We start from the raw sequence: 18,294 nt of genomic DNA on the forward strand, positions 1-18,294 counted from the left end.
CCTTTTTTACCACCGGTTATGTTAAAAATGTGAAATTTTACAGCCATTTACTGCGATGTAACCACCAGGCAACACCGCCAATCAGAACCACCAACATAACGCAGAACAGGCTGAAGCCAAAATGCCACCCGCCGCCAGGGATGCCGCCAAGGTTTACGCCGAACAGTCCGGTAAGGAAGGTGCTGGGTAAAAACACCATCGCCATCAGCGACATGGTATAGGTCCGTCGCCCCATCGCTTCCTGCATTACCTGCGCAATTTCGTCAGTCATCACCGCCGTGCGGGCGATACACGAATCTATCTCATCCAGCCCACGCCCTAAGCGGTCTGAAATATCCTGCATGCGACGACGATTATCGTCATCCATCCACGGCAGCCGCTCGCTTGATAAACGTGCGTAGACGTCCCGCTGCGGAGCCATATAACGACGCATCACAATTAGCTGCTTGCGCAGCAGCGCCAGAAAGCCACGCGGCGGGATTTGCTGATCGAGCAGGTTATCTTCGAGATCGATAATTCTGTCGTGTAGCTGTTCGATAAATTCGCTGGCGTGATCGGTCAACGCGTCACAAACGTCCACCAGCCAGCTGCCACAGTTCACAGGCCCGGTGCCTTCGTTCAAATCGTTAACCACGTCGTCAAGCGCCAGAACCTGTCGCTGACGAGTCGAGACGATAAGGCGCTCGTCCATATACAGCCGCATAGCGACAAGCTGGTCCGGGCGTTCATCGGTGCTGCCGTTAATGCAGCGTAAAGTAATTAACGTTCCATCTCCAACGCGTGACACGCGTGGGCGCAGGCTTTCACCCGCCAGGGCGTCTCGTACGTAATTTGGCAGCAGCGGCGTTGTCGCCAGCCATGCTGCGCTGTCGCTATTGGTATAATTGAGATGCAGCCAGCATGGATGTTCACGATCGATGACGGCGTCGCTTTCAATCGGTTTGATGCCGCCCTTCCCATCCAGTTGCCAGCCGAACACGGCGTCAGGCACATTGAGTTCGGCCCCTTTAATTACTTCCACTTCCTTTCTCCCAGCCAGACAAAGACCCTGTAGTCAGTCTAGCCCTCTTGTTTTGTTATTCAACCTGCATAGTTAAGCAAACATCCTGAATTACTTAGAGAAAAGCCGTTTGCTCTTCGTTAATAGTTAGACAAGATAGCCACCCAGGCTACAGTTAACCACAACGCGATATCTCTTTTTAATGCCATCCAGGAGAGAAAAGTTTGTCCGACAGACGTAAAGCCTGCCCCAATTTTGACTTACGGCTCAGCATGGTACGCCAGCACGCCATCAATGTAAGCGGCACATGGTTTCTTTGGGTAAATATACTTTTCTCTGCATTTATCCTTGGGCGTAATTATTTTTCACCGGGCAACCTCGCAGCCGGGCCACATTATCCCCGCTATCTTCTGGAAGTTTCACTGGTGCTGGTGCTGGCCCTTTCCTCCTCGGTCATCTTTATTCTGCGCATGGCCCCCGAACAGCAGGCACCCTGGCTTAGTAAGCTTATGCGCGGAACGATAGTTTGCCTTAGCGGGTTATGGGCCCTGTGCTTCTACGTTTTTATCGCCAGCGGTGATGTGAGGATCGTTTTCCCGTTCTCGGCGCTGTTAATCTTTACCGCGCTGATTTCGTTGTACTTTGACGGGCGAGTTCTGCTCAGCTTTACCTTACCGGTCTGGGGAGTCATTTTAATATGTAACTTCGTCTATCCCACCACGCTCACCGCATTGAACGCGATTTTATACTGCCTGATGGCGGCATTGTTTGAGTCGGGAAGGCGAATTCTGCGAAGCTGGTTTGTGCTCGCCGTTCGTCGCGAGCAGGAAAATGCCGATTTGATAAATCAGTTGAAGCTGCTGGCTAACCGGGACCCGCTAACCGGCGTCGCCAACCGGCGAGCATTCCAGTTGCTGCTGGATAAAGAGATCCAGCGCCAGCATCAAACTCACGCTGAGCTCTCGCTTATCATGCTCGATGTCGATCATTTCAAAAAATACAACGACCGTTACGGGCATCAGGCGGGAGATGAATGCCTGATAAAAGTGGTGCATAGCATAGAGAACGCCACGCGTAACAGCCAGGATGTGGTAGCGCGTTTTGGCGGCGAAGAGTTTATTATGCTCCTGCCGGATACCTCACAGCAGCAAGCGGCAATGATTGCCGAACGCATAAAAATGAGCCTGCAGGCGATGGCGCTGGAACATAAAAGCTCCCCTGTCGCTCCCTTCGTAACGCTGAGCCAGGGCATCGCCAGCTGCGGTGCGGGCACCTCAGCCGTCCAGCTTATTGCCGAGGCTGATGCTGCGCTCTATCAGGCTAAAGCAGCGGGCAGGAATCGCTGGCAACGCTATCAGGCCTGAGAACGACTAGCGTAGCTGGCTGTCTTTTGAACCGCGGCGGTTATAGCCTGAGAAGGTGGATCTTCTGGCATCCTCTTCCTGCTGGCACTTCACGCACAGCCGCACGCCGGGAATCGCTTTACGGCGCTGTTCGGGGATAGGGACGCCACACTCTTCGCAATGCGTCAGGCTTTCGCCTGTTGGTAATTCACTGCGCGCGCGAGCAATAGCATCGTCTATCGTGCTGTCAATTTGCTCCTGCACCGCGTCATCATTTGCCCAACCTGATGCCATATCCCACCTCAGACTAGTTGGCGCTTAAGTCATTAATAATAGCAGATGAGGAACCGGGCATTTGCGCGAAGGCTGGTGCCGGTGCGGGATAACCTGCAAAGGATAGTCGCTCTGCAGTCTCTGGATGAAGCGCCGACGCGCTTAATCCGGCATGCTGACGCAGGAATATGCATCTCGTGTAGCGGAACTGGCGGCATGGGAAGAACTTTTCCGCTCACCGACATTAACCAATAAACGTTCCGGCCTCTTAATTACAGAACGTGACATTCCCCGCCCTTATGGACAGGGAATAAACGCGTGCGCATTAATGTGCCACGATGTACATCGTGCGGCTATAGGCCATATCTTCCGGGTTGTTGATCGGATATCCCTTCAGCCATGGCTTAATCAGGCGACCGTTAGTGTATTGATAAACCGGGGCGATAGGCGCCTGCTCCTGAATGATTCTTTCCGCCTGGTTGTAGAACTTATTACGCGCGGCTTCCGTCACTTCCTGACTCGCCTGCGTCATGACTTTGTCATAGGCAGGTGAATTGAAGCGCGCAATGTTGCCGCTGTGGGTTGAGGTCATTAGCGACAGGAATGTCGAAGGCTCGTTGTAATCTCCCACCCAGTTGGCGCGAATCACATCGAAATTGCCGGTATGGCGGCTGTCGATATAGGTTTTCCACTCCTGGTTTTGTAATTTCACCTCGACGCCAAGATTTTTCTTCCACATGGAAGCCACCGCAATGGCTATCTTCTGGTGGTTTTCCGAGGTGTTGTACAGCAGCGAAAGTTTAAGCGGTTTATTAGCATCGTAGCCTGCCGCGCGCAGCAGGGTCTTCGCCTGAGCATTCAGCTCCTCCTGGCTCATCTGCTCAAACGGCGAAGGCTCAGGTTTGAAGCCTGCCGTCACGTCCGGCGTAAAACGCCACGCTGGTTTTTCGCCAGTTCCGAGCACCTTTTCCGCCAACAACCGGCGATCGATAGTCATGCTCAACGCCAGGCGAACTCTCGCATCTGCGGTGGGGCCTTTTTGCGTATTGAATGCGTAATAATAGGTGCCGAGCTGCGGCGGCGTGTAGACCTGACCCGGAATATCCTTCAGCAGCTTCCGGTACATGGTTTTCGGGAAGGATTCGGTGATATCAATATCGCCTGCCAGGTAGCGTTTTGTCGCTGCGGTCTCCTGGTTAATGGGAATAAAGGTCACTTTGGTCAGCACGGTCTTACCGTTATCCCAGTAGTTTTTATTCGGTACCAGGACCAGCTTTTCATTTACCACACGCTCGGTCAGGGTAAACGCGCCGTTACCAATAAGATTGCCGGGTTTGGTCCAGTCCTGGCCCAGTTTTTCCACCGTGGCTTTAGGAACCGGATAGAGCGAGAAGTTCGCCGTAAGGCTTGGAAAATACGCAATTGGCCTGTCGAGCTGGATACGCAGCGTGTGGGCATCAACCGCCGTCACGCCCAGCTTATCCGCAGGCATTTTGCCATCAATGATTGCCTGCGCGTTCGTTATGCCAGCCAGGGCGGCAAACCAGGCAAACGGGGATGTGTTTTCAGGGTTAACCAGGCGCTGCCAGCTATAAACGAAATCTTCTGCTGTTACCGGGGAACCGTCAGACCAGCGGGCATCGTCACGCAGGCTAAACGTCCAGGTGCGGTTATCGTTGCTGCGCCATTTTGTCGCAACGCCCGGAATCAGTTCACCTTTTTCATTCTCATTAACCAGGCCTTCGAAGAGATCGCGGATAACCTGAATTTCCGGCAGGCCCACGGCTTTTGCCGGATCTAGTGACGCAGGCTCATCTTTAATATGACGAACCAATTCCTGAGTAGATGCCAGTTTAGTGCCGGCAGGCACGTCTGCTGCCCGGGCCGCCGAAAACGTGCAGGCCACCGCCAGCGCACAGCAGGTAATACGAAAAGTTTTTTTCATCAGTTACCTTTTAAGGATTTATTTTTTGGCGTTAAAAACACCACGGATCGACGGGCAATGCCGCGCAATTGCTTGTTTTGCAATTAAGAAAAGCAAACAACCTGCCTCAATGCAACCGTCGTGGAAAATTAAATTCTTATAACTTGAGCGCTGTCATCTACTGCGGCAGAGGCAGGCCTGCGAATAAACCGCTGGCCAGTTGTTTAAGATGAGATTTTCGCTAAACACTGCTATTAATGTTAAAAACCATTCACTTCCATAAGGATTTCTATGCCCGCTCATCGCCCTCGCCCACAACGCGGTCATTTGCCTCCCGGCAGCGAGCGTTACGGTAAATCTGTTTTTGGCGCACCTTTACTGTGGTTCCCGGCAAGCCCGGGCGAAACCCGCAGCGGGTTGATTATTGCCGGAACACACGGCGATGAAAACGCAGCGGTGGTGACGCTTTCCTGCGCCCTGCGCACGCTTGAGTCGACATATCGCCGTCATCATGTTGTGCTTGCCGTCAATCCTGACGGCTGTCAGCTTGGCCTGCGCGCCAATGCTAACGGGGTCGATCTGAACCGGAACTTTCCCGCAGCGAACTGGAAAGCAGGCGAAACGGTCTATCGCTGGAACAGCAGCGCGGCTCAACGCGACGTGGTGTTATCAACCGGCGCAAAGCCCGGCTCCGAGCCAGAAACTACGGCGCTCTGCCAGTTAATTCATTCGATCCAGCCTGCATGGGTCGTTTCGTTTCACGATCCGCTGGGCTGCATTGAAGATCCCGCTAATTCTTCGCTGGGCAACTGGCTGGCAGACGCCTTTGAATTACCGCTGGTGACGAGCGTTGGCTATGAAACGCCGGGATCGTTTGGAAGCTGGTGTGCGGATCTCAATCTGCCGTGCATTACCGCAGAATTCCCGCCGGTGTCAGCCGATGAAGCCAGTGAGCGTTATCTTGAGGCGATGATGGGATTGCTGCACTGGCACAGATAGCCAGGCGTTAAGGATAAAGTTTCCCGGCTGCAAAATGCAGGGCTGGCTCAACGTCTACAGCCAGCCACGTCGGGCCATCCAAATCGGCAAAGCGAACCATTGCCGCCAGCGGTATTGCTGCGGCGATGGCGCGCGAAGTGCAAAGCATACAGCCAAGCATCACGTCGAAACCCTGCTCACGTGCAGCCCGCATTAAGGCCAGCGCTTCGGTCAGGCCGCCGGTTTTATCCAGCTTCACGTTTATCATCTCATAGCGCCCTTTCAGCGCCGCCAGGCTTTCACGCGTATGGCAGCTTTCATCGGCGCAAATCGGCAGCGGATGGATAAAGTTTGCCAGCGCTCCATCTTCGCTGGCGGGAAGCGGCTGTTCAAGCATCGCGACGTTCAAATCGGCCAGCAGCTGGCAGCGTGCGGCCAGGCCTTCGCTGTGCCAGGCTTCATTGGCGTCAACTATCAGCACGGCTTCCGGCACCGCCGCACGAATGGCGACCATGCGTTCGGTAATCAGGCGATCGTCGAGCTTCACTTTCAGCAAACGTGCGCCCTTCTCCCACAGCAACGCGGCGGCGGCGGCCATTTGCTCCGGGGCGGCGATACTCACCGTCTGCGCGGTAGTTATCATCTCCGGCAGCTCAACGCCTGCAAGATGCGCTACAAAAACGCCTTTGCGCCGCGCTTCCAGATCCCACAATGCGCTGTCTACGGCATTGCGGGCAGCTCCTGCGGGTAGAGCCTGCTGTAATTCTTCACGCGTCATGCCCAGCTCCAGCTGGGGGATTATCGTCGCAATCTGCGCCAGCACCGAGGCCTCGCTTTCGCCATAACGCGGATACGGCGTACATTCCCCTACGGCTTTGATCCCGTCTTCTTCAAGTTCAACCACCACCACAACAGCCTCGCTGCGCGTGCCGCGCGCGATAACAAACGGAGTATGCAGCGGCCATGCTTCCTGATAAACCTTAACTGTTCTCATCGTTAACCTTGTCGTCGGGTTTTTTGCTCAGTATAGGGGCGAACACTTTTACGTGCAGTATCAGTTTTTTATATTCATCCGCTAAATCCTGGAATACACTGCATGCGGCGTTAATTATATGTAAAAAGGAAAATTAGACATGTCACAACTCGTTCATTTCCAGGGCAATCCGGTTGCGGTTGCCGGTCAAATTCCACAGGCTGGCAGCAAAGCCGCTGCTTTCTCACTGGTTGCAAAAGACCTCTCTGATGTTGCGCTGAGCCAGTTCGCAGGCAAACGTAAAGTACTGAACATTTTCCCAAGCATCGATACCGGCGTTTGCGCGGCATCCGTACGTAAATTCAACCAGCTGGCGACCGAGATGGATAACACCGTTGTCCTGTGTGTTTCCGCCGATCTGCCGTTCGCGCAGTCCCGCTTCTGCGGTGCAGAAGGTCTGAGCAACGTCGTTACCCTTTCTACTCTGCGTAACCCTGAGTTCCAGCAGGATTACGGCGTAGGCATCGCTGAAGGCGCGCTGAAAGGTCTGACAGCCCGTGCGGTTGTTGTGATCAACGAAAAAGATGAAGTGGTATTCAGCCAGTTAGTAAATGAAATTACTAACGAGCCGGATTACGCTGCGGCCCTGGAAGCTCTGAAGGCTTAAGGTACGTCTGTCCCTCGCAAGAGGGACTTAGCCTGCTGGCAAAGAAGGAAAAAGCGTGGTTTTCCCTTCTTTGTGGTTAGCAGCCGAAAATCAATTCATTGATTTTGCTTGTTTTTACCTGGTGATATACGTTCAATCCGTGCTGGTTGAGAGTTTGTCATCGGTCTGGGTCCCTCGCAAGAGGGACGCTTTTATTCTTTCAGTTAACCGCCTGAACTATCCTTAAGTAATATATTCTGAAAAATAAAATCTCCGCTTTGCAGATAAAATGCGCCCAACCTCTCTTTTCATTTTTTCTGACTTAACCTTAGGCTGAACAGGCCGGGCATCTCAGGGGAAAGTACAACGACAGTAGCGCTCTATCCGTCCAAAAAACTTAACAAAAAATCCACATATAACTTTAAGAAAAATTCATCTTTTAATGAGATGACGACGAATAAGGCATTCGCTATTATGCATCGCCTCGAACATATTATTTTATTGTTTTAGCTGAGAAACGGATCTTTCTCCTATGGTTATATTTACAAGAAAAACAAGCGCAGTTCCGCTGATAAAAACACTATTCTTATTCTTTTTAGTTTTTCACCTGCCACAGCTTAAGGCCCAATCTGTTAACCAGGTTATAAATCAGGTTGAGCAGGATAAAGCGCGCCAGAAATCAGCAGAGCCACAGCAGAGCAATTTTCTTTCCCAAAGAAAAGCCGCTACTAAAACCACGCTTAGCTTTCCAGAAGAAGCTCTTTGTTTAGACATAGCCAAAGTTGTCATTATCAATACGGATGAAAAATTTGTTGCCGACTTTCTTACCGACTTAACTCACCAGGCTCAACATAAATGCCTTGGCGATAAAGGCATTCAGCTGTTGGAAAATGCAATACAGAATGAACTCATTAGTCGTGGATATATTACTACTCTTATTTATCTTCCCCGCCAGCATCTCTCTTCCGGCACGCTAACCTTTCAACTGGTTCCGGGAAAGGTTGGGAAAATCGCCCATTCTCCCATGAGCGACGGCTGGAGCAGCCTCGCAAACAACTTGCCGCTGCGCAGCGGCGATATTTTGCGCCTGTCCGATCTGGAGCAAGGCGCTGCTAATTTACAGCGAATCCCTGAAAGCCTGGCGAAGATTCAGCTATTACCCGGCTCACTTGATGGCGAAAGCGATATCTATGTGACTCATAAGCAGGACAAATACTGGCAGTTCAGCGGCTGGATGAACGATGCCGGTAGTCGTCATACCGGACGCAACCAGAGCGGAGTGACTTTTTATCTGTACAACCCGACCAGCCTCAACGATATATTTTACATTTCACTTGGCCGCGATCTGGCATTTAATAACCATAATAAAGGCAACCAGAATACCAGTATTTATTATTCCATTCCCTGGGGATACTGGTGGCTCGATCTGTATACCAGCCGTAGCCGCTATTTACAGACGCTGGAAGGCAACTGGTCGCAGTGGAAGTACCGTAGTCATTATGAATACTCCAGCGTCGAGCTTAATCGCATGCTGTCGCGCACGATGAACCAACAAACCAGCGTTGGCCTCCAGCTATTTAAAGGCAATTCCCGCTTTTATCTGGAGGATACTGAACTGCGGGTTATGCAGAAAGAAAATCCGGGCTGGAAACTGGCATTGCGCCACCAGCACGGTTTTCCTGCTGCCGCAACGCTGACCACAATAGGGTTTCAGAACCGTCTGCGCTGGCTGGGCGATGGCAATACCGCAGAGCAAAAAAGCGGTCTTATCAGCAAACAGGCGCGTATATTTACCCTGGACAGTCAGGCACTCGTGAAAGTTGCGGCGGCAGGCCCGAATTTCAGCTATGCCCCGCACTTTAATTTACAGGTTAGCCCTGATGTATTAACCACACAGAATAAATTCACCCTTGGCAACCGCTGGACCGTGCGTGGATTTGATGGTGAAAAGAGCCTGATACAAAACCAGGGCTGGTATTTCAGCAATGATTTTAACTGGACCTTTCCGGGTACGGAGCAGCAGCTATATCTGGGGCTTGATATCGGCCGTATTATCGGTGCCAGCGATAGCGGTGACAGCGGAAGAACCCTCACCGGTAGCGTTATCGGCCTGCGAGGAGAGAAATGGCGGATTAATTATAATCTGTTCGCCGGCACGCCATTATCGCGTCCCGATGGTTTCACCACAGACGATTTAAACCTTGGCTTCTCGTTGCAATGGAATTTCAGGAGGTAAAGAACAAAAACGTTTAACCGACAACAAACGAAACAACGTTACATTAACACCACGCAAATTAAATTCATTTAAAGGAATAAATAATGTTTAAGTTGAAAAAATCCCGGCTTATTTTATTAATAGCGCTAAGTTCATCTTCTGTTCTGGCGGATCCTTCCAGCTATACCCACATCAGTGGCGCAAAAGTGGTGGATATTAATTCTCCCAATGCCAGCGGCCTTTCCCATAATATATACAAAGAGTTCAACGTTACGGAAAAAGGCCTGGTGCTCAACAACAGCAGTACGGATCGCAATGCCAACGTCGGGCGCATAGCTAAAAACGATAATCTGGCCAACGGCGCGGCTTCGGTTATCCTCAATGAGGTTATCTCGAATAAAACCAGTTCCCTTAAGGGCTTTATCGAAGTGGCAGGCCAGAAAGCGGATGTGATTATCGCTAACCCGAACGGTATTACCTGCTCCGGCTGTAGCTTTATTAACGCGGGTAATACCACGTTGACCACAGGTACGCCGCAGCTTAACGAAAATGGTTTCCTGACAGGATACAATATCCGTGGCGGCGCCCTGACAATTGAAGGTAAAGGCCTGCAGCAGGAAAATTATGCCACCCTGCTGGCTAAAAGCATTAAAATTAACGGCCATATTCAGGCTAAAGGCGTCCAGGCAAGGGCCGGGAAATTCGATATCAACCACCAAACCGGTGAAGTAATTTCCTATAATAGCGGCTTCGATTTAGCGGATCTCTTTTTTCCCGAATATTCTATTGATGTGAGTTCCCTCGGCGGAATCAAGGCTAACAGCATTGAACTTATCGGTAACGCCGCCGGCATTGGCGTACGTAATGCCGGCAACCTCGTCGGGCAGAATATCTCTATCCTCAGCAATAATAAGTTGGTTAACGACGGGAAAATTGATGGCCAACAGCGTGTGACCCTCCAGGGCTTTAAGGATGTGGAAAACACCGGAACTCTAACTTCTGCCGGGACGCTGAACGGCATTTCCATTAGAGGGAAAATCCAGAACACCGGTACTATCACGGCAGGTCAATCCGCTACGTTGCAGGTCGTCAATGGAAATATCAATAACCAGGGAGAGATAACCGCGCCAACGCTGGTTATTGCCGCTGTGGATGAAAATTTAAAAACAACTACCGCTGCCGGTACAATCACTAACGGAGGCCAAATCAATACCACAAAAGGTCAGTTTTTTGCTAAGAGCTTCGAACAAGCCGGGAATCTGGAAGCGGCCGATACCGCAATGATAATGGCGAATGATGTCAATAATTCTGGCTTCATAAAAGGCGCGCAGGTTTGGATAACAACCTCCAACCTTGTAAACGCCAATAAAGCAACAATTGCAGCCAGCCAGTTACTTAACGTTGACGCTCGCGGTGACCTTAAGAATACAGGGCTACTGCAATCTTCAGATCGAATGGCGCTAAACGTCGCCGGTAAACTGGAAAATACCGGCGAGTGCGTTATGTGGTTCTGTAAATCAGGCACTATTGAAGCCAGAACCATGCGCATCAATGCCCCTTACACTAAAAGGGCTCAGGATATCGGCGGAAATGTGATCTTCACTAAAATGGTCTTCAATAAAGCTGAATAAATTATTTCGCTTATCCAGCGCGGCTCCCCGCGCTGGATTTTCAGGCGCATCGCGAATGCACGCGATGTGCTTTTTACTCTGCTTCTTTGCGCTGCTGGCTTAAGCCATATTCGCGCAGCTTATTGGCAATCGCGGTATGCGACACGCCAAGGCGTTTTGCCAGTTTGCGGGTGCTTGGGTAAGTACGATAAAGCTGGGTCAGGACGGAACGTTCAAAGCGCCGTGAAATATCATCTAACGTTCCTTCCATCGCTTCTTCCCCAACGGCCAGACTTGCGGTATCAAAGTCAGGCAGCAGGATATCCTGCGGGCGCAACTCGTAGCCCTCCAGTTGGGTTAACGCGCGATAGATAGCATTTTTCAACTGACGGACATTGCCCGGCCAACCGTAACGCGTTAATACGCTACTGAGATCGTTTGCCAGCTTAGGACGCGGTACGCCCTGCTCATCGGCAAAGCGCGCCACAAACAGTTCGGTGAGCGGCATAATATCCTGCGGGCGATCGCGCAGCGGCGGCAGGTTGAGCGTTAGCACATTCAGGCGATAATACAGATCCTCGCGGAACTCGCCTTTCTGCACCAGCTCCACCAGATTTTTCTGCGTGGCGCAAATCACGCGCACATCAACATGCACCTCATGCTCTTCCCCCACGCGACGGAACGTCCCATCGTTGAGAAAACGCAGCAGTTTGGTTTGCATACGCGGTGACATTTCACCGATCTCGTCGAGCAATACCGAACCGCCGTTTGCCTGCTCAAAGAAGCCTTTTTTCCCTTCGACGGCGTTGGCATAGGCTCCCGGCGCGTGGCCGAACAGTTCGCTTTCAACCACATCATCCGGCATCGAACCGCAGTTCAGCGCCAGATAAGGTTTTTGCGCGCGCGGGCTGCTGAGATGGCAGGCGTGGGCGAGCAAATCTTTGCCGGTGCCGGTGTCGCCAACGATTAACAGCGGAGCGTTAAGCAGCGCCAGCTTATGCGCCTGTTCAACGACGTGACGCATTTTCGGACTGACCGCAATAATCTGGCCAAACGCGCTGGTATCGGTCTGAGTAATATTCTGTAGCTGACGACCCATACGCACCGTGGAACGCAGCATCACGACCGCGCCAACCAGCATCGGCAGTTTATCTTCACCGTCCAGATGCACCGGCGTGATTTCCATCAGGAAATTCTGTCCGTTGATGACGACGTGTTCGGTATGGGAATCCGCAGGCGCGCCTTCCAGCCAGCGCATAAAGTTGAACCCGTTGATAAGACTTGCCGCGTTATGGTTACGCAGCTTGTCTTCGCCCTGCCCGAACAGCGCGCAGCTTGCCGGGTTGGCCAGTTCGACTTTGCTTTTCATATCCAGAGACAGCACGGGCTCTGGCAGCGCTTCAAGCAGCGCGCTCAGCGCGCGATGCTCACGCTCGGAAGGCATCCACGGCACCGTGCGAACGTCCTTCACGCCCGGTATGCGACGGATTTCAGCCATAAGGCTGCTGAATGAGTCGAAATCCAGGGTTGAGAAATTCAGGTAAATGAGCCCAATAGGGTCAATTTCTATGCCTCGTAAATCAATACCACGCAACACTAATAGATCGAGTAATTCGCGTGTCAGACCAAGGCGGTCTTCACAAAAGACTTCCAGACGCATGGAGGTGACCTTTCTTCGCTTTAAAACGGAACCATTGGGTGAAGTAATAATACTCCAGATACCTGCGGGTCAGAAGAGATGTGTGAAGAAAAGTTGACAGATAAGTCTCTGAATGGGGTAAAGCCGTAAAGCCAGACGGTCACGGCGTTACCCAATTGTCACATCGGGGGTTTGGTTTTGCTCTTGCTCATCGTTTCCTTGAGCTGCACCAGCAGCTGACGACGAAAGTCCCCAAGGCGTGGTTTATCGTTCTCCATCCATGGTAACGGGCGGCAAAGCTCCATGGCTTTGATACCAAGGCGCGCGGTAAGCAAGCCGGCGCCGATCCCCTGTGCGGCGCGTGCAGAAAGACGAGCGGCAATATCCTGTCCAACCCAATCCATCCCTACCTCACGCACCAGTTCGCTTGCGCCTGCGAACGCGATGTTCAGTAACACCAGGCGGAACAGGCGAAGGCGACTGAAATACCCCAGTTCAATGCCGTACAGCGTGGCGATGCGGTTGATCAGGCGCAGGTTGCGCCAGGCAATAAACGCCATATCCACCAGCGCCAGCGGGCTGACGGCGATCATCAAAGTTGACTCGGCTGCGGAACGGCTGATTTCCCGACGAGCCTGGCCATCCAGCACCGGCTGCACCAGCCGAGCATAAAGCGCGACGATTTCGCGATCGTTTTGCGTTTCGTGAATGGATGCGTACCAGCGCTGCAATGCCGGATGCCCCTGATCCAGGCCAGCCTGTCGCGCCAGTTTTTCACAGAAAGCACGGCCTTTGCCGATGCTGTGGCCGTTGAGTAAATCCCGTGCTTCATCTCGTTCTTCTGCACGCTGGCGCAGGCGCCACAACCGCCGCCATTCCGTTGCGATGGAGCCAACGCCAGCCGCAATAATTAAGCCGCCTGCGATGCCGCCGCCCAGCGCAATCCAGTCATGGGCGACGTACGCGTTATGCGTCCACTGCACGCCCTGGGCAACAACGCTGATGCCAAATAATCCCAGCCCGGCGGTAACCATGCGCCGCCAGATGCTGCGCTTCGGACGCAGCGCCGCGTCCACGACGGCTTCGGCCTGGGTTTCTTCCTCCGCGTCATCAGGCGTTGCCAGCGCGGGAGTAAATTTCTGCGCTTCTGGCTCGCTGAAGGCGTGCGCGGTTTTGTAAGCCTGTTCTTTTTCGACTTCCAGCGGCTGGGCGAAGTCGATCCGTGGTTTCAGGGGTTCGTTCATCGCAGTTTATCCCCAATTAAAAATTCCAGCGCCGCATCCAGACGGATGTGCGGCAATGGCCTGTCGACATCCATCGCCTGCGGACGAAATTGTTCAAACTGAAAGCCCTGTTTTTCCCAGAAAGCGCTGCCCGGAAGGCGCGCCGGAACTTCACCAGGATAAACGGTCAGCGGCGCGCCATCGCTTAAGCGATGCCCTCGCAGCGCAGGAATTTGCTCACCCTGTACATCAATCAGGCCACTTTGCGTCGCCTGTACCGAGGCAATCCCCATGCACTCGCGTTCAATACCTTCAAACGCGGCGTTCTGCCAGGCGTCCTGCACCAGCTGCTGCAACAACGAAACCATGTTGGCATGCTGATCGACGGTTACGTGATCGGCTTTGGTGGCCGCAAACAGCAGCCTGTCGATGACCGGAGAGAAAAGCCTGCGGAATAACGTGCGCTGCCCGTACTGGAAGCTCTGCATAAGCTGGGTCAGCGCAAGACGCATATCATTGAACGCCTGTGGCCCGCTGTTAAGCGGTTGCAGACAGTCCACCAGCACGATTTGTCTGTCGAAACGCAGGAAGTGGTTCTTATAAAAGCCCTTCACTACTTTTTCGCAGTAATAGTCAAAGCGTGAGCGCAGCATGCCGAGGTTGGTGGTTTTATCCGCCTGGGCGAGTTTAGATTCGCCAAATTTATCGACGTCCGGCCACGGGAAAAATTGCAGCGCAGGCGCACCGGCCATATCGCCCGGCAGGACAAAACGGCCCGGCTGGATAAAGTGCAGCCCCTCTTGTTTGCAGCGCAGCAGATAATCTGTCCAGGCTTCGGAGATGGCCGCCAGAAGATTTTCATCGGCCGGAGCAAAGGGATCTAAATCGGCACATAATTTACGCCAGACGGCAGACCATTCGGCCCTGTCGCCCTGCAACAGGCCGGTCATCTGGCGCGACCAGCTTAAATAATCCTGCGCCAGCATCGGCAAGTCCAGCAGCCATTCGCCCGGATAATCTACAATTTCCAGGTACAGCGTGGAGGTATCTTTGAAGTGTCGCAGCAGGGAATCGTTAGAGCGATAGCGCAGCGCAAGGCGCATTTCGCTGACGCCGCGAGTCGGCGTTGGCCAGCCCGGCGGGTTGCCATAGAGCTGTGCCAATCCTTCATCATAGGTGAAACGCTGAATGCCTAAATCACGCTGTGGCACGCGCTTAACGCCGAGCAGCCGCTCTTCACGCACCGCGCTCAGCATCGGCAGCCGCGCGCCATTGTTGACGCTCAGCAGCTGGTTAACCATCGCGGTAATAAACGCCGTTTTACCGCTGCGGCTCAGACCGGTGACCGCCAGCCGCAGGTGCCTGTCCACGCCGCGGTTCATAAGCGCATTCAGTTCATTCTTGAGTCTGTTCATATGCGTCCTGGTTGCCCCCATTTTCATTCATGGGAAAAATTTCTTCACTGATTGTAATAAATAAAGATTGGGAATAGCGAATCAAAGGCGCAAACGATAAAAACGGCGCGCTATTTGGCGTTGAAACGAGCAGAAGCTTTCCGCAGCATACGGGATACCAGCGGCTCAATTGTCAGCGCCAGCAGCATTTTCAGCGGACGGCGCGCCACAGACTTCACGGCCCAGCCCGCGACGCCCGCAGGGCCGTAACGTAAAGCGACAAGGAGTACCAGCTTACCGGCAATTTTCAGGCCCGGTTTTGCTTTCTGGCTGGCGGTGCGGAAGGTGGTCATAGTGTCTCCGGGAAGCGGTTAAAAGTTGATGTGAGTCTGGTGGTTTACGGGGAAGTCACAAAGCCCTAACTCCCGCTTTCTCTCCTCTCCCTCGGAGAAAGAATCCCTGATTTTTTCCCTCTCCCTCGGAGAAAGAATTCCCTGATTTTTTCCCTCTCCCTCGGAGAAAGAATTCCCTGATTTTTTCCCTCTCCCTTAAGGGAGAGGGCCAGGGCGAGGATGGTTTAAAGCTGGCGGAAGCGGCTGCGCAGCGTGAAGGTATCAGACGTTATGTAGCGTTCCATGGAACGTAAACGCTGTTCTCCCGCGGCCAGTTGCGCATCAACTTCATCAAGCAGCTCGCGGCTTGTTGGCTGAACCTTCTCCCGATCGGCGCCTTGCGGCATTGGATCAAGAATAAACGTTAACGCGATATAGGCCACCATCACAAAAAAGAACAGGCCAAAAATCATCGATAAAATTACGATCAGGCGTACCAGTTTCACCGGCACATCCAGATATTGCGCAATACCCGCGCAAACGCCCTTCAGCATCCCTTTTTCAGGGATACGCCACAATTTGCGACCGGAAAATGAATTCACCATTATTTGTCTCTCCAGTTCGGATGCTCAGCATCAAGGATCTGCTCCAGCGCCTGAATTCGATCCCGCATGCGCTTTGCCTCGTCAGTGAGCTGCGCCAGCCGCTGTTGTTCGCTCTGTAAAAGCTGACCGCCATTTACCGCACGATTGTTGTAGTGCAACCACAGCCAGATGGGGGCGACGAATAACACAAAAATCGTTAGCGGTATGGCCAGAAAAAGCGCGCTCATGTGTACTCCTTACAAGTCAGACGAACTGCGGTGTGCCGCGCACAGCCGCAGTCGTGAAAAATTAACCGCGATCCTGGGCGTTCATTTTTGCTTTCAGCGCCGCCAGCTGCTCGCTGATTTCATCGTCGGCTTTCAGTTCGGCAAACTGCGTATCAAGGTTTTTCTGTTTGCCGAAGCTGTGGCTTTCAGCTTCTGATTCCATCTGGTCGATACGACGTTCAAAGGATTCAAAACGCGCCATCGCTTCATCCAGCTTACCGCTGTCCAGCTGACGGCGCACGTCACGGGAAGACGAGGCGGCCTGGTGGCGCAGCGTTAACGCCTGCTGGCGCGCGCGGGTTTCGCTGAGTTTATTTTCCAGCTCGCCAATTTCTTTTTTCATCCGCGCCAGGGTTTCATCGACATGCACCACTTCCTCTTCCAGGGTGGCTACCAGGTCGGTTAATTTTTGCTTTTCGATAAGCGCGGCACGGGCCAGATCTTCTTTATCTTTACGCAGTGCCAGTTCCGCTTTTTCCTGCCATTCAGCCTGCTGAGCGGTGGCCTGTTCTACGCGACGAGAAAGCTGTTTCTTTTCAGCCAGCGCGCGGGCCGAGGTGGAGCGCACTTCAACGAGCGTGTCTTCCATCTCCTGAATCATCAGGCGCACCAGCTTCTGCGGGTCTTCCGCTTTTTCCAGCAGCGAGTTGATGTTGGCATTCACGATATCGGCAAAACGAGAAAAAATACCCATAATTCAATCCTCTTTAATCATTATTTCAGGTGCCCGGCACCCTGCACGCAATGAATAATACAATTGCCGTGCCAACTTTTTATCTGTTTGATTTTCAATAAACTGTTTAAATTTGACTCTTGGCCTGTCGCGTTTATAGTGGTTTTATTCGCTAACAGTTGGTTAATTTCATCATGGCAGAACATAAAGATAATCTGATCGGCGAGGCAAACAGCTTTTTAGAAGTGCTGGAACAGGTTTCACGCCTCGCCCCGCTGGAAAAACCCGTGCTGGTGACTGGCGAACGCGGAACCGGCAAGGAGCTGATTGCCAACCGTCTGCACTTTCTTTCAAAGCGCTGGCAGGGGCCGTTTATCTCGCTGAACTGCGCCGCGCTAAACGATAATCTGCTGGATTCTGAGCTTTTCGGCCACGAAGCTGGCGCTTTTACCGGTGCACAGAAACGTCATCCGGGACGTTTTGAACGCGCGGATGGCGGCACTTTATTTCTTGATGAGCTGGCAACCGCGCCGATGATGGTGCAGGAAAAACTGCTGCGCGTGGTGGAATACGGCGAACTTGAACGCGTCGGCGGCAGCCAGCCCTTGCAGGTCAACGTGCGGCTGGTATGCGCCACCAACGCCGATTTGCCAAAGCTCGCCGGGGAAGGAAAATTCCGCGCCGACCTGCTCGACAGGCTGGCTTTTGACGTTGTCACCCTGCCGCCGCTGCGCGAGCGTCAGCCCGACATCATGCTGATGGCCGAACATTTTGCGATTCAGATGTGCCGTGAATTACAGCTTCCCCTCTTTCCGGGGTTTACCGATGAAGCACGGCAAATCCTCCTGAATTACGCCTGGCCGGGGAATATCCGGGAGCTGAAAAATGTTGTGGAGCGTTCGGTTTACCGCCACGGCAGCAGCGAAGAGCCGGTTAATGAAGTGATCCTCGATCCCTTCGCTCGCCGCGCCATTGTTTCCGCGCCTGTTGAATCTGCGGGATTACCTGCTTTACCTGTCGATCTGCGGCGCTGGCAAAACGACCAGGAGAAACAGCTGCTGGAAACCAGCCTGCGGCAGGCTAATTATAACCAGCGCCGCGCAGCCGGGTTGCTTGGCCTGACCTATCACCAACTGCGCGCCATGATGAAAAAGCACCTTATTCATCCGGGGAGTATGTCCTGAAAGATCTGCTTTCCGG

At 52.9% G+C, this 18,294-nt stretch carries 17 protein-coding genes; 6 read left to right on the plus strand and 11 right to left on the minus strand.

The features are described from left to right. Positions 1–37: 37 nt before the first annotated feature. Positions 38–1,021 (minus strand): zinc transporter ZntB, encoded by a 984-nt coding sequence (zntB, locus tag E2L00_RS03185; RefSeq protein WP_167606868.1) that lies wholly within the window; start codon positions 1,019–1,021, stop codon positions 38–40. 203 nt (positions 1,022–1,224) lie between these two features. On the opposite strand from zntB, the gene E2L00_RS03190 reads away from it, so the two are divergent. Continuing rightward, a complete protein-coding gene (locus E2L00_RS03190; protein ID WP_236127654.1) occupies positions 1,225–2,364 on the plus strand; it encodes a GGDEF domain-containing protein in 1,140 nt (379 codons plus the stop codon). 6 nt (positions 2,365–2,370) lie between these two features. Here E2L00_RS03190 and E2L00_RS03195 read toward each other — a convergent pair whose 3' ends face one another. Both E2L00_RS03195 and E2L00_RS03200 read right to left on the minus strand, forming a co-directional pair. Beyond that, entirely contained in the window at positions 2,371–2,637 is a 267-nt protein-coding gene (locus E2L00_RS03195) for a DksA/TraR family C4-type zinc finger protein (protein ID WP_167606871.1), read from the minus strand. A gap of 304 nt (positions 2,638–2,941) precedes the next feature. Next, positions 2,942–4,561 (minus strand): peptide ABC transporter substrate-binding protein, encoded by a 1,620-nt coding sequence (locus E2L00_RS03200; RefSeq protein WP_167606874.1) that lies wholly within the window; start codon positions 4,559–4,561, stop codon positions 2,942–2,944. A gap of 270 nt (positions 4,562–4,831) precedes the next feature. On the opposite strand from E2L00_RS03200, the gene mpaA reads away from it, so the two are divergent. Next, a complete protein-coding gene (gene mpaA / locus E2L00_RS03205) occupies positions 4,832–5,539 on the plus strand; it encodes a murein tripeptide amidase MpaA (RefSeq protein ID WP_167606877.1) in 708 nt (235 codons plus the stop codon). A gap of 7 nt (positions 5,540–5,546) precedes the next feature. Here mpaA and ycjG read toward each other — a convergent pair whose 3' ends face one another. Next, entirely contained in the window at positions 5,547–6,512 is a 966-nt protein-coding gene (gene ycjG, locus E2L00_RS03210) for an L-Ala-D/L-Glu epimerase (protein ID WP_167606880.1), read from the minus strand. A 139-nt stretch (positions 6,513–6,651) separates the two neighbouring features. Between ycjG and tpx the strand changes: the two genes are divergently transcribed. The 3 genes from tpx to E2L00_RS03225 all read left to right on the plus strand — a co-directional run bounded on the left by tpx (position 6,652) and on the right by E2L00_RS03225 (position 10,983). Next, positions 6,652–7,158, plus strand: a complete 507-nt coding sequence (gene tpx, locus E2L00_RS03215; protein ID WP_167606883.1) for a thiol peroxidase — start codon at positions 6,652–6,654, stop codon at positions 7,156–7,158. Positions 7,159–7,669: 511 nt separating this feature from the next. Next, on the plus strand, positions 7,670–9,373 hold the full coding sequence (locus E2L00_RS03220) for a ShlB/FhaC/HecB family hemolysin secretion/activation protein (protein ID WP_167606886.1): 1,704 nt from the start codon (positions 7,670–7,672) through the stop codon (positions 9,371–9,373). 83 nt (positions 9,374–9,456) lie between these two features. Next, positions 9,457–10,983, plus strand: coding sequence for a filamentous hemagglutinin N-terminal domain-containing protein (locus E2L00_RS03225; RefSeq protein WP_167606889.1), 1,527 nt, complete (start codon positions 9,457–9,459; stop codon positions 10,981–10,983). Positions 10,984–11,056: 73 nt separating this feature from the next. On the opposite strand, the gene tyrR is transcribed toward E2L00_RS03225, so the two are convergent. The 7 genes from tyrR to pspA all read right to left on the minus strand — a co-directional run bounded on the left by tyrR (position 11,057) and on the right by pspA (position 17,115). After that, positions 11,057–12,622 (minus strand): transcriptional regulator TyrR, encoded by a 1,566-nt coding sequence (gene tyrR / locus E2L00_RS03230; RefSeq protein ID WP_167606892.1) that lies wholly within the window; start codon positions 12,620–12,622, stop codon positions 11,057–11,059. 158 nt (positions 12,623–12,780) lie between these two features. Then, entirely contained in the window at positions 12,781–13,845 is a 1,065-nt protein-coding gene (locus E2L00_RS03235; protein WP_167606895.1) for a TIGR01620 family protein, read from the minus strand. After that, positions 13,842–15,239 carry a YcjX family GTP-binding protein gene (locus E2L00_RS03240; protein ID WP_167606898.1) on the minus strand — a complete coding sequence of 466 codons (1,398 nt, stop codon included), beginning with the start codon at positions 15,237–15,239 and terminating at the stop codon, positions 13,842–13,844. Before E2L00_RS03240 ends, E2L00_RS03235 begins: the two co-directional genes overlap by 4 nt. A gap of 110 nt (positions 15,240–15,349) precedes the next feature. Then, positions 15,350–15,571, minus strand: coding sequence for a phage shock protein PspD (gene pspD, locus E2L00_RS03245; RefSeq protein WP_167606901.1), 222 nt, complete (start codon positions 15,569–15,571; stop codon positions 15,350–15,352). Between the two features lie 224 nt (positions 15,572–15,795). Beyond that, a complete protein-coding gene (pspC, locus tag E2L00_RS03250) occupies positions 15,796–16,155 on the minus strand; it encodes an envelope stress response membrane protein PspC (protein WP_167606904.1) in 360 nt (119 codons plus the stop codon). Beyond that, a complete protein-coding gene (pspB, locus tag E2L00_RS03255; RefSeq protein WP_167606907.1) occupies positions 16,155–16,382 on the minus strand; it encodes an envelope stress response membrane protein PspB in 228 nt (75 codons plus the stop codon). The genes pspC and pspB overlap by 1 nt, the downstream gene beginning before the upstream one ends. 61 nt (positions 16,383–16,443) lie before the next feature. Next, positions 16,444–17,115, minus strand: a complete 672-nt coding sequence (pspA, locus tag E2L00_RS03260) for a phage shock protein PspA (protein ID WP_167606911.1) — start codon at positions 17,113–17,115, stop codon at positions 16,444–16,446. A gap of 158 nt (positions 17,116–17,273) precedes the next feature. Here pspA and pspF point away from each other — a divergent pair, with 158 nt between their 5' ends. After that, on the plus strand, positions 17,274–18,278 hold the full coding sequence (gene pspF, locus E2L00_RS03265) for a phage shock protein operon transcriptional activator (protein ID WP_167606914.1): 1,005 nt from the start codon (positions 17,274–17,276) through the stop codon (positions 18,276–18,278). Positions 18,279–18,294: the final 16 nt, after the last annotated feature.

It is taken from the genome of Cedecea colo, from assembly GCF_011808225.1.
Taxonomy (GTDB): domain Bacteria; phylum Pseudomonadota; class Gammaproteobacteria; order Enterobacterales; family Enterobacteriaceae; genus Dryocola; species Dryocola colo.

What these genes read in the sequence shown, in the direction of transcription:
- pspC (WP_167606904.1), bottom strand. Translation starts at nt 16,155, where the DNA reads ATGGTGAATTCATTTTCCGGTCGCAAATTGTGGCGTATCCCTGAAAAA.
- ycjG (WP_167606880.1), bottom strand. Translation starts at nt 6,512, where the DNA reads ATGAGAACAGTTAAGGTTTATCAGGAAGCATGGCCGCTGCATACTCCG.
- tpx (WP_167606883.1), top strand. Translation starts at nt 6,652, where the DNA reads ATGTCACAACTCGTTCATTTCCAGGGCAATCCGGTTGCGGTTGCCGGT.
- tyrR (WP_167606892.1), bottom strand. Translation starts at nt 12,622, where the DNA reads ATGCGTCTGGAAGTCTTTTGTGAAGACCGCCTTGGTCTGACACGCGAA.
- pspB (WP_167606907.1), bottom strand. Translation starts at nt 16,382, where the DNA reads ATGAGCGCGCTTTTTCTGGCCATACCGCTAACGATTTTTGTGTTATTC.
- pspA (WP_167606911.1), bottom strand. Translation starts at nt 17,115, where the DNA reads ATGGGTATTTTTTCTCGTTTTGCCGATATCGTGAATGCCAACATCAAC.
- pspD (WP_167606901.1), bottom strand. Translation starts at nt 15,571, where the DNA reads ATGACCACCTTCCGCACCGCCAGCCAGAAAGCAAAACCGGGCCTGAAA.
- E2L00_RS03200 (WP_167606874.1), bottom strand. Translation starts at nt 4,561, where the DNA reads ATGAAAAAAACTTTTCGTATTACCTGCTGTGCGCTGGCGGTGGCCTGC.
- mpaA (WP_167606877.1), top strand. Translation starts at nt 4,832, where the DNA reads ATGCCCGCTCATCGCCCTCGCCCACAACGCGGTCATTTGCCTCCCGGC.
- E2L00_RS03235 (WP_167606895.1), bottom strand. Translation starts at nt 13,845, where the DNA reads ATGAACGAACCCCTGAAACCACGGATCGACTTCGCCCAGCCGCTGGAA.
- E2L00_RS03225 (WP_167606889.1), top strand. Translation starts at nt 9,457, where the DNA reads ATGTTTAAGTTGAAAAAATCCCGGCTTATTTTATTAATAGCGCTAAGT.
- E2L00_RS03195 (WP_167606871.1), bottom strand. Translation starts at nt 2,637, where the DNA reads ATGGCATCAGGTTGGGCAAATGATGACGCGGTGCAGGAGCAAATTGAC.
- E2L00_RS03220 (WP_167606886.1), top strand. Translation starts at nt 7,670, where the DNA reads ATGGTTATATTTACAAGAAAAACAAGCGCAGTTCCGCTGATAAAAACA.
- E2L00_RS03240 (WP_167606898.1), bottom strand. Translation starts at nt 15,239, where the DNA reads ATGAACAGACTCAAGAATGAACTGAATGCGCTTATGAACCGCGGCGTG.